Here is a 10,241-nt window from a genome sequence, read left to right as displayed (position 1 = left end):
ATAGGGTAAATATTCGGCAACACCGCGATATGGATCATAAATATAAGGACAAGAATTGTTGGCAGTACCGCCCCATTCTTCACTTAGGCACCAATTGCCGAAATCAGGCAACGTACCGATATAGGGGCTATCCACTTCTTTGATGACATCAACGATAAAGGCCGCGTTTGATGATTGAAGTCCATGATTTTCAATGAGTATATTAACGCCAGCCTCAGTTCCGAATTCTGTGAGCTTACCTAATCCGTCAACAAGCGCATTTTTAATTTGGGTATCGGTTCCTTTACCGAATGCATTGACCCTTATGGAATGGCATCCCATTTCGCGGGCGGCGTCGATCCATGGGCGATGATTGTTGATGGCCATATTGCGATCCTGATCGGATGAACTACCAAGCTCACCTTCACCATCAACCATGATAAGTAAATTTTTGACACCTTGATCGGAAGCAATCGTTTTCATTTCTTTCCAATAGCCTGAATTGGTTTTCTGCTCTGTATAAAAATCAGCAACATATTCAACGGCGTTTAGGTCAAACATTTGTTTCGTATCGGATGCGAATTTTTTCGGATCTAATGTGTTATCACCATATGCCCTATGCAGTGACCATTGTGCCAATGATATTTTGGGGGATGACATATTCATTTGTGCATAAGCAGAACTGACCAGTGAGCCCACACCAGCAGAAAGCCCTGTTGCTGCTGTTAGGCTTAAGAATTTACGTCGATTAAAATTATTCATAAGTTTTCCTTTTTATTTTTCTACATCGCTTTTTTAGCAGCTTCAAGTGCACTTATTACGCCATTTTGATCTGGATTTATAGCAAGGGATGCTTCGTATGCTTTAATTGCATCTGCCGTATTGCCATTATTCATATGGGCATTACCAAGAATAGAATGGGCATATGCTTCATTCGGGAATTGCTCAGTGCCGAATTTTGCCATTTCAACGGCATTATCGTTTTTACCTTCGTTTACTAAACGGTTTGCATATTCAGCAAGGGTAAACCCTGTGAAATCATAGGTGTGACTGCCGTAATATTCTTCTTTTAATTCAAGGTATTTATTTTTGGCGGCCGTGGTTCCCCCTTCGGCTATTTCATTATTCATTATTTCTTCAATTAAAAACGGGTTTGCTTGGCCGCGGTGGCATGATGTACATACGAATGCGGTTGGTTTATGGTCAGGATTATCTGGATATAGGTTCGCGGTTACCTGTCTTACGTGTCCTACCAGTTTGATCATTTCACGCGTCACGCGTTTATTATCATTATTATCCGTATCCCAAACCATGCGGGCGCCATTTTCGTCTTCGACCCGATCATGGCAGTATGTGCACCTTTCACCAAGCGCAAAAGAAAAGCGGCGCATTATTTGTCGCAATTGATCGCCCTTAATTGTTTCAGGGAGTACTTTTAGATTTTTTGGTTCTGCAAATGGATTTTGCGCATGAGCAAGCGGCGCCATTATAGCGGTCAATAGAATAGCGAATAAAATTTTTTTCATGATGTTCTCCCAGAGATTTTCTTGAGTAGAAAATAAATAAAAGAAAATGTCAAATACCATGCATATATTTAATCAAATAATGTGTCAGAAATTATTCATAAAAGATTAAATAAATTGATATGAATGAGTCAAAAATTCGCCGCATTTCCTTCAAAAAAAGTTATTGAAATTGTCAATAATCAGTCAGCTCACTGCCACAAATGATCGTCATGTTCCTGCTGCTCCTGATGGGGAGAGTTGAGCCTCACTATTACAGAAAACAAGGAATATATAATGAATTCTACACTAAAAAATAAACAAGATGATCACGCAAATATGTTATGGCGTGTACTTCTTGGAACATCTGCAATAGCAGGTGTTATGATAATGTCGGCTTGTTCAGCATATGCAGAAGAAGCAGAAGAAAAAATACCACAAGCAGTTGAAATTACGACGGCAGCAGCGGGCGCGGGGCAAGATAGCGCCGAGATAGATACTAATGATCCTGAAGTTGTTGTCGTGGTTGGGCGTCCTGCAATTTATGCGAATAACTCGACAGATAATGTTATGATTGGTCAACAACCATTAGTATGCGCGGATTTAATGTCGGCTTAAGCGAGCAGCAAATCGGTATGACGATTGACGGCCTTCCAAACGGTAATTCAAATTACGGTGGTGGGTCAAAAGCAAATCGTTATATTGATTTTGAAAATCTGGGCGTGCAGAAGTATCACAAGGGACGTCCGATATTTCATCACCGTCACACGAAGCACTTGGTGGTACGATTAATTTTGTTACCAATAACCCTTATGAGGAAACACGACTTCGTTCCGGTATTAGTTTAGGTGATAATAACGCACGTCGTTTTTATATGCGCTATGACACGGGCAATATAACGGATAACACATCGGCATATTTAAGTTATTCACGACAATCACTGGATTCATGGATTGGGAATGCTGGATTTAGTGACCGCGATCATATTGCCGCAAAATTTGTCACTGAACTCGAAGACTGGACAATCACAGGACGCTTTTCATGGGATGATGCCCATGAGGATAACTTTCAACGTATAAGTTTGGCACAATTTGAAGAAAACCCGAATTGGGACCGTTTAACGGATACAATTACTGGTATTCCATATGTCGACCAGGCTTATCGCCCATCTTGGTCAACATTAAGAACAAATTATTTTGCCTATCTTCGTGCGGCATATGAAGGTGAGAATTTGAATGCGGAAATAACTCCTTATTTCCATAGTCAAAATGGGCGCGGTGATTGGGTACCGCAATATATCGTTGATGTGACGGGTGGAACAACGACAATGCCCGCTGGTGTTCGTGATCATGATGTTGGTCCGAATACTATTTTTGGTGGTTCTTTTTCTGGAACACATTCATTCGAGGATGCCGCTGGCAATGCCTTATCACCAACGGAAGGATGCACGGCACGCCTCACATTTCCTTATGGCGGCGGCGGTGCCGCAGATAATCCGGCTTGTTATGAAGCCGGTGCTAACCCTGCAGGATCATATCGTCATACACATTATAACAAACAACGTTATGGTTTAACGGCCAATGGTTCATATGAAATTGAAGATTTCAATACCATCGCAGCTGGTCTTTGGTGGGAACGCGCGGACCGTGATGAAAGCTGTGATTGGCACCGCATTATTGATCCAAGAAGTTCTCATGAATTTGATCATAATGCTTATTGGCGCCAATATGACCGTAACTTTATCACTGATACGATCATGATGTACGCGGAAAACACCCTTGAATTAGAAGATTTTGTCATAAATGCAGGTATCCGAAAGTTTTTAGTTGATATTGAAAGAACTGATAATCTAGGTATTCAAGATCCATTTTTGAAAGAAACGGATTCTGATTTATTGTTTAGCGCGGGAATTCTTTATAATGCGACAGATGAGTTAGAATTTTTTGCAGGATTTGCACAAAACTTTGCAGCCGTAAAAGATAGTGTGGTTGAAGATTCAGCAAGCAACGCTAGCTCACCTAATGCGGTCATTAGACAATCATTTGAGGACTTAGAGCCGGAAAATGCAGATAATTTTGATGATGGCTTTAGATATAGAACGGATGACATTCGTCTTTCCTTGACCGGATATTACATTAAATTTGATAACCGTATTACAGGAATTGCGCTGGGCGATGGAATATCAGGTGTGGACTACCTTGAAGAAGGTGACACTGTTTTCCTAAACGTTGGTGGTATTGAATCAAAAGGTATTGAGGCAAGCGTTTCTGCGGATGTGTTTGATTACTGGAATATTTATTCTGCGCTTACATTAAACGATTCAGAATATACTGATACCGTAAGTAATATCACAAAAGGCAATACCGTTGCGCTTTCACCTGAATTTCAATTGGTTGGAACAGTAAGTTATCAAAAAGACGGAATATTTGGTGGTGTTTCGGCGAAACATGTGGGTAAACGCTGGGGTGATTTTACAAACACGGATCGTTTGCCGTCCTATACGACAGTTGATATGTGGGTCGGTTTTGATGTTGAAATGAACAACGCTACTGGTTTAAGCAATATGAAAGTAAGTCTGAACGTCAATAACCTAACTGATAAACGGTATCTCGGTGGTGGTACGCCAGGTGCATACTTCATTGGTGTTGGTCGTCAAGTGATGGGAAATCTGACATTTGATTTCTAATCAGTTTAATAGAACTTTTATTAATTTAAGGAGGCCTTCGTTTGGGCCTCCTTTTTTTTAGAGGTAATATTATATTACATGTAAAATTGTTGCTTGACGAATAAGCAATCCCTGATAATTTGGATAAAGAGAGAGTATATGGGAGGTATAATGAAAGATTTGTATTTATTAAGTGCTGGGGAATTGCTTAAAAAGTATCAAGAGAAAACTATTTCACCAGTTGATGTTATTAAAGATGTGTTCGATGCCATAGATCGACATGATGGTAAGGTAAATGCTTTTGTTATGCTTGATAAGGAAGGGGCATTTAAAGCCGCCGAACAATCAGCTGAGAGATGGGCAGAAGGTAAACCCATTGGTCAGATTGACGGGGTTCCGACAACGGTGAAAGATGTCGTGATCGCCAAGGGTTGGCCAACCTTAAGAGGATCAAAAACCACAACAGATGAACCATCAAGCGAAGACGCCCCGTCCGTGGCACGGCTCAGGGAGCAGGGCGCCGTACTAATCGGAAAAACCACAACCCCGGAATTTGGGTGGAAAGGGGTCACTGATAGTGCAAGAAACGGTATCACAAGAAACCCGTGGAATTTAGAGAAAACAACGGGAGGATCTAGTGGTGGGGCGGCCGCTGCTGCGGCTCTTGGTATGGGGGCACTTCATATTGGTACCGATGGTGGTGGCTCTATCCGAATGCCATGTGGTTTTACTGGAATACCGGGTATTAAACCAACATTTGCAAGGGTGCCGACTTACCCATTAAGTCTTTTTGGAACGCTGTCACATGCAGGGCCAATGGCGCGTACGGTCGGTGATGTGGCATTAATGTTAAATGTTATGACGATGCCTGATGTTCGGGACCCTTATTCAAAACCTTATATCCCAGAAGATTTTACCAAAATTATCGAAGGGGGAGTTCGCGGACTAAGGATTGCATATTTGCCAAAAATGAATGATGGCCCGATTGATTCTGAAATTGCACAATGTGTGTCAGATGCCGTTGACAGTTTTCGCGATATGGGAGCGACCGTTGAACGGCCAGATTTAAATTTACCAGATACAGATGATATTTTCCGTGTGCATTGGTATTCGGGAGCTGCGCGTGCAATTCGTGTCTTAAATGAAGAACAACGTCAAATGGTGGAACCTGCGTTAATTGAAATTGCAGATGAGGGTGAAAAATATTCACTTAGTGAGTATCAAGATGCCAGTGCTGCACGGGAAAATTATCAGGTCGCTATAAACGAAGTTTTTGAAAATTATGATTTGATTGTTACACCAACATTACCGCTAACGGCCTTTGATGCGGGTATAGAATTTCCGGATGGTCAGGGCTATGAACGTTGGACGGATTGGACGCAGTTTACCTACCCCTTTAATTTAACGGGGCATCCAGCGGGCAGTGTCCCGTGTGGATTAAGTAATGATGGACTTCCAATTTCAATGCAAATTGTAGGGCCAACAATGAAAGATGCTAGAGTGCTGCGGGCAATGCGGGCCTATGAAACTACAAATTTCGAACCGCTTCCTGCGATGGCGTATGAATAGAATGGATTAGTGTAACAGCTTGCTGAGTTCAAATTTATGCACCGTAGTGCAGAAATCACAAGTGACATTGATGGTGCCGTCTTCGGCGATTTGGTTTAATTCTTCAAGATCCATACTGGTGAGGGCGGCTCTTATCTTTTCCTGACTACAGCGGCAACCTTCTTTAATTAAGGTATGATCAAAAATGCGCACACCGCTTTCATGATAAAGGCGTATCAATAAATTTTGAAGGCTTAGATTTTCATCAAGTAGTTCTTCTGGTTTCAAACTACCCAGTAATACACTAGCCGTATTCCAATGATCTTCGGTTTCATCTTGGTCTCTTATCTGCTCTTCTTCGGTGTTGCGGGCATAATGCTGTATCATGATTGCGCCTGCTTGCCAGTGGCCGTTTTCATCCTTTTCACAGGACAACATGACTTTTGTTGGGAGTTGCTCTGAACTTCTGAAATATTCTTCTGCGGCGTTGGTGAGCGTTTCACCTTCAAGCTTTACAATACCTTGGTAGCGCTCCATAAATTTGCCCTGATCGATGGTAATCGCGAGATATCCTTTATCGCCGAACATATCTTCAAGGGTGCCACCTTCAATGATGCCATCATTAAAAGACGCATAGCCGCGAATATCACCAATCATTTTATTTTCTGCCGATTTATAAAAATCACTGACCAAAACACGAAATGGGCCATCGCCTTTCATTTGGGTAGTGAGTATACCGTCATATTTCATTAATGAACCAATTAAGGCCGTAAAGGCCAGCGTTTCACCCATAAGCTTACTAATATGATCGGGATAGTTATGCTTTTTTAAAATTTCATTGACGGACCGATCAAGTCTCACCACTCGACCTTTGATATCCTGTCCTTCAATTTGAAAAGGAAGGCAGGTATCGGTAAGAAGCGGTAATTGATTATTTTCAGTCATAGGTTGCTCGTTATTTTCCAAAACACCACATTAATATGGCTTTTTGAATATGCAATCTATTTTCGGCCTCATCCCAAATAACGGATTTTGGACCATCAATAACATCGGCACTTACTTCTTCGCCGCGATGCGCTGGTAAGCAATGCATAAAAATGGCTTCTTTATCTGCTTTATCCATTAAGTCGCCATCGACCATGTATGGGGATAAGTCCTTTAATCTTTGATCCGCGTCGTCATCACCCATTGAAACAAATGTATCAGTAATAACGCAATCTGCATATATGACAGCCGCATTTGGATCTTCGGTTAGGGTTACTTTTGCGCCGTTATTTTGTGCCCATTGTATTTCCTGTGCAATTGGCGAATAATCAGACGGGCAGGCGAGTGATAATTCACAGTCAAAAAGAACGGCTGCATGTATCCATGAAATAGCGACGTTGTTTCCGTCCCCGGACCACGCGATTTTCTTGCCGGCTATATTGCCTTTATGCTCTTCAAAAGTAAGCACATCAGCCATGATCTGGCAGGGATGAGAAAAATCGGTTAAGGCGTTAATGATGGGAACCGAAGAACATTCTGCCATTTCAAGAAGGTCGGCATGACTATTGGCACGCAACATGATGGCATCTACAAAACCGGAAAGAACCTGCGCCGTATCAGAAACACTTTCACCACGCCCAAGCTGCATATCATGATTTTGCAAGACGACTGATTTGCCGCCTAATTGATGCATCGCCATTTCAAATGAAACACGTGTACGTGTGCTTGATTTTTCAAAAATCATTGCAAGAGCTTTGTTTTTGAGCGGTGCATCAGGGTGTACAAAACCCTTACTTTGGTTTTGTTTTTTCGCTGCTTTTTTAAGCGTTTTAGCGGTTTCAATAATTTCTCTTGCATCCTCAGGTGTTAATGAGGAAATATCAAGGAAATGTCTATGGTCTTTTAATAATTTAGCATGGGCCATTTCATCACCTATAGTGATAGATTATTAATCTAACGATTTATTTTTCAAAATGTCTTGGCAGGTCATATCCATAAGCTCAATCGCTCTGTCAATATCCTCTGCCGTAATATTAAGTGGAGGCAAAATACGAACTGTGTTTTCACCGGCACCCACCAATAGCAATTTGTTTTTAAAGGCCGTTCGGACAAATTCTGGTGGTTCAATATGAAGTTTGATACCCATCATTAAACCTAATCCACGCACCATATCAATTACGTCTGGGTATTTTTTTCTAAGCTTCATTAAATCCAAGCGTAATTTATCGGACATTTTTTGCACATTTGCCAAAATGTCTTCGTTTTCTATGGTTTCAATGACTGCAATACCCATCGCCATTGCAAGTGGATTACCGCCATATGTTGAACCATGGGTTCCAAGTGTCATATGCTTGGCTACTTTTTCAACGGCTAAGCAGGCACCAAGTGGAAAACCGCCGCCAATTCCTTTGGCGATTGGCATTATATCAGGGGTTACACCGGCGTGTTCGTGTGCAAACATTTTTCCAGTACGACCAACACCGCATTGTATTTCATCAAAAATCAATAAGATGTCATGCTTATCGGCAATTTGACGCAATTTTTGTAAATTTTCTGTGGAAACCGGGCGAATACCCCCTTCACCTTGAATGGGTTCAATAAGAATGGCTGCTGTTTCATTGGTAATATGGTCTTCGACCTTACTCATATCACGGTAAAAACGAATAACATCAAACCCGTCCATGACGGGACCAAACCCTTTTGTAAGTTTTTCTGAACCGCCCGCTGCTATGGTCGCAAGTGTTCTACCGTGGAAGCTTCCTTCGAATGAAATAACACGAAATTTTTCAGGGTTTCCATTTGCATCATGATAACGGCGCGCCATTTTTATGGCGCATTCAACGGCTTCTGCGCCAGAATTCGTGAAAAACATACTATCTGCAAAAGTTATGTCGCATAGTTTATCAGCAAGTGTAGCTTGCCCATCGATATGGAAAATATTAGACGTATGCCAAAGCTTGCCTGCTTGGTCCGTTAACGCTTTCACGAGAGCGGGGTGGCAATGCCCAAGGCAGTTTACAGCAATTCCACTCCCAAAATCGTGATATTGTTGATCATTGTCACCATATAACTTGCAACCCTCGCCACGGATGAATTTGGCATCCATTCTGGCGTATGTTGGTAGTATTGACGATATATTATTCTGTTTTTTGACCATAATTTCGTACATTATTTTGTTTAAAGAAAGGTCTTTTGGCCTAAATTGACCAAACATTCAAGTAAAAAATGTATATTTTTGCTTACGCGCGAAGCTTATATCCACTTTTAAACATTCTATAGCAACATACCCAAAGAGTGATATTGATGCCAAGGATATATAAAGCCCCCACCATTGTATTTGCTTCTGCCTGACCTGTGAAGCCGTATCTAAAGCCATCAATAAGATAAAAGAAAGGGTTTACCTGACTAATTTGAAACCAAACACCGCTTAGTCTATCGATTGAATAAAAGGTTCCTGAAAGAAAAGAGAGTGGCATAATCACAAAGTTACTAATGGCAGATGTTTGATCAAATCTTTGCCCCCAAATCCCGGTCATGATGCCAAGCAGTGATAACATCATGGAACCTGATAAGCCAAAATATAAAATGGCCCATAAGTGAGTAAATGAAAGATCAGTCATAAAGCTCATTGCGATCATAACCGAGCATCCAACCATAAGGCCGCGTGTTATACCGCCAAAGGCATAGCCCATTGCAATCTCTTTTGCTCCAAGTGGCGCCAAAAGAATATCAACAATATTACCCTGCATTTTTGAGCCTATAATTGATGATGATGTGTTTGCAAAACTATTTTGCAAAACCGACATAATAATAAGTCCCGGGGCGAGAAAGACTGAATATGGTATATCGCCCATATATCGGTCACTTCCACCAAGCGCTAACGTAAATATCATCATAAACATGAGTGTTGTGACTACAGGTGCCCCGACGGTTTGTCCAAACACTTTTAAATAGCGGCGGACTTCCTTTTCATATAATGTACGAAAGCCGGACCAATTAAATGATCCCATGCGTTTTGATTGAAATTCATTAATACTGTTATCGCCGTTTGCCATGTTTACTATCCTGAATGCATTGATGCGTTCTTATAGAATAAAACTATGGTATATCGCAATCTCAACTTGACGTTTTCTAACAAGAATATTAAATAGCTGCTTTCTGGTTAGAAATATTTGGGTAATTAAAGCAAGTATGCTATAAATCATCCGGATTAAAAACAAAGTAAGGATTACATATGGCTTGGACAGATGATCGCGTAGAGAAACTCCGCGAATTATGGGATAAAGGTTTAAGCGCGAGCCAAATAGCCAAAGAATTAGCAGAAGGCGTGACAAGAAACGCCGTTATCGGTAAAGCACATCGGATGGGGCTTGCATCACGTCCGTCACCTGTGAAATCGGATCCTGCAAAACGTGCTGCCGCGGCCGCCGCGAAAAAGAAAGCGGCTGTTCCTAAAAAAGCACCCGCGAGCAAAGTGACGTCAACAGGTGGTAAAGTATCGATACTTGATCTTACGGAAAGCATGTGTAAATGGCCAATTGGTCATCCGGGTGAAGCGAATT

11 protein-coding genes are annotated in these 10,241 nt (G+C 41.5%); 4 read left to right on the top strand and 7 right to left on the bottom strand.

Annotation, left to right across the window (positions count from 1 at the left end; all coding sequences use genetic code 11):
- Together ACTF6W_RS03665 and ACTF6W_RS03660 are read right to left on the bottom strand one after the other, a co-directional pair.
- Positions 1–741 (bottom strand): sugar phosphate isomerase/epimerase family protein (locus ACTF6W_RS03665; RefSeq protein WP_438993188.1); only part of this gene is annotated, 741 nt, incomplete at its 3' end.
- A gap of 20 nt (positions 742–761) precedes the next feature.
- Positions 762–1,505, bottom strand: a complete 744-nt coding sequence (locus ACTF6W_RS03660; protein ID WP_438993187.1) for a c-type cytochrome — start codon at positions 1,503–1,505, stop codon at positions 762–764.
- 273 nt (positions 1,506–1,778) lie between these two features.
- On the opposite strand from ACTF6W_RS03660, the gene ACTF6W_RS03655 reads away from it, so the two are divergent.
- Positions 1,779–2,099: a hypothetical protein gene (locus ACTF6W_RS03655; RefSeq protein ID WP_438993186.1), complete on the top strand. Its 321-nt coding sequence runs from the start codon at positions 1,779–1,781 to the stop codon at positions 2,097–2,099.
- Here ACTF6W_RS03655 and ACTF6W_RS03650 read toward each other — a convergent pair.
- Complete coding sequence (locus ACTF6W_RS03650) at positions 2,085–2,285, bottom strand: hypothetical protein (RefSeq protein ID WP_438993185.1); 201 nt, start codon at positions 2,283–2,285, stop codon at positions 2,085–2,087. The two genes, ACTF6W_RS03655 and ACTF6W_RS03650, sit on opposite strands and share 15 nt — an antisense overlap.
- Before the next feature lie 70 nt (positions 2,286–2,355).
- Here ACTF6W_RS03650 and ACTF6W_RS03645 point away from each other — a divergent pair, with 70 nt between their 5' ends.
- Together ACTF6W_RS03645 and ACTF6W_RS03640 are read left to right on the top strand one after the other, a co-directional pair.
- The gene (locus tag ACTF6W_RS03645) at positions 2,356–4,167 is read left to right on the top strand and encodes a TonB-dependent receptor domain-containing protein (RefSeq protein WP_438993184.1); all 1,812 of its coding nucleotides are present in this window, start codon (positions 2,356–2,358) and stop codon (positions 4,165–4,167) included.
- A gap of 150 nt (positions 4,168–4,317) precedes the next feature.
- Positions 4,318–5,715, top strand: coding sequence for an amidase (locus ACTF6W_RS03640; protein ID WP_438993183.1), 1,398 nt, complete (start codon positions 4,318–4,320; stop codon positions 5,713–5,715).
- A 6-nt stretch (positions 5,716–5,721) separates the two neighbouring features.
- Here ACTF6W_RS03640 and ACTF6W_RS03635 read toward each other — a convergent pair whose 3' ends face one another.
- The 4 genes from ACTF6W_RS03635 to ACTF6W_RS03620 all read right to left on the bottom strand — a co-directional run bounded on the left by ACTF6W_RS03635 (position 5,722) and on the right by ACTF6W_RS03620 (position 9,734).
- Positions 5,722–6,639 (bottom strand): Hsp33 family molecular chaperone HslO, encoded by a 918-nt coding sequence (locus ACTF6W_RS03635; protein WP_438993182.1) that lies wholly within the window; start codon positions 6,637–6,639, stop codon positions 5,722–5,724.
- A 10-nt stretch (positions 6,640–6,649) separates the two neighbouring features.
- On the bottom strand, positions 6,650–7,603 hold the full coding sequence (gene argF, locus ACTF6W_RS03630; RefSeq protein ID WP_438993181.1) for an ornithine carbamoyltransferase: 954 nt from the start codon (positions 7,601–7,603) through the stop codon (positions 6,650–6,652).
- A 24-nt stretch (positions 7,604–7,627) separates the two neighbouring features.
- On the bottom strand, positions 7,628–8,836 hold the full coding sequence (locus ACTF6W_RS03625) for an aspartate aminotransferase family protein (RefSeq protein ID WP_438993180.1): 1,209 nt from the start codon (positions 8,834–8,836) through the stop codon (positions 7,628–7,630).
- 82 nt (positions 8,837–8,918) lie between these two features.
- The gene (locus tag ACTF6W_RS03620) at positions 8,919–9,734 is read right to left on the bottom strand and encodes an ABC transporter permease (protein WP_438993179.1); all 816 of its coding nucleotides are present in this window, start codon (positions 9,732–9,734) and stop codon (positions 8,919–8,921) included.
- 179 nt (positions 9,735–9,913) lie between these two features.
- Here ACTF6W_RS03620 and ACTF6W_RS03615 point away from each other — a divergent pair.
- A partial coding sequence (locus ACTF6W_RS03615; RefSeq protein WP_438993178.1) for a GcrA family cell cycle regulator occupies positions 9,914–10,241 on the top strand: 328 nt, incomplete at its 3' end.

Source organism: Pseudemcibacter sp., from assembly GCF_965661635.1.
In the GTDB taxonomy this organism is placed as follows: domain Bacteria; phylum Pseudomonadota; class Alphaproteobacteria; order Sphingomonadales; family Emcibacteraceae; genus Pseudemcibacter.
This window is presented reverse-complemented; position numbering and strand designations above follow the sequence as displayed.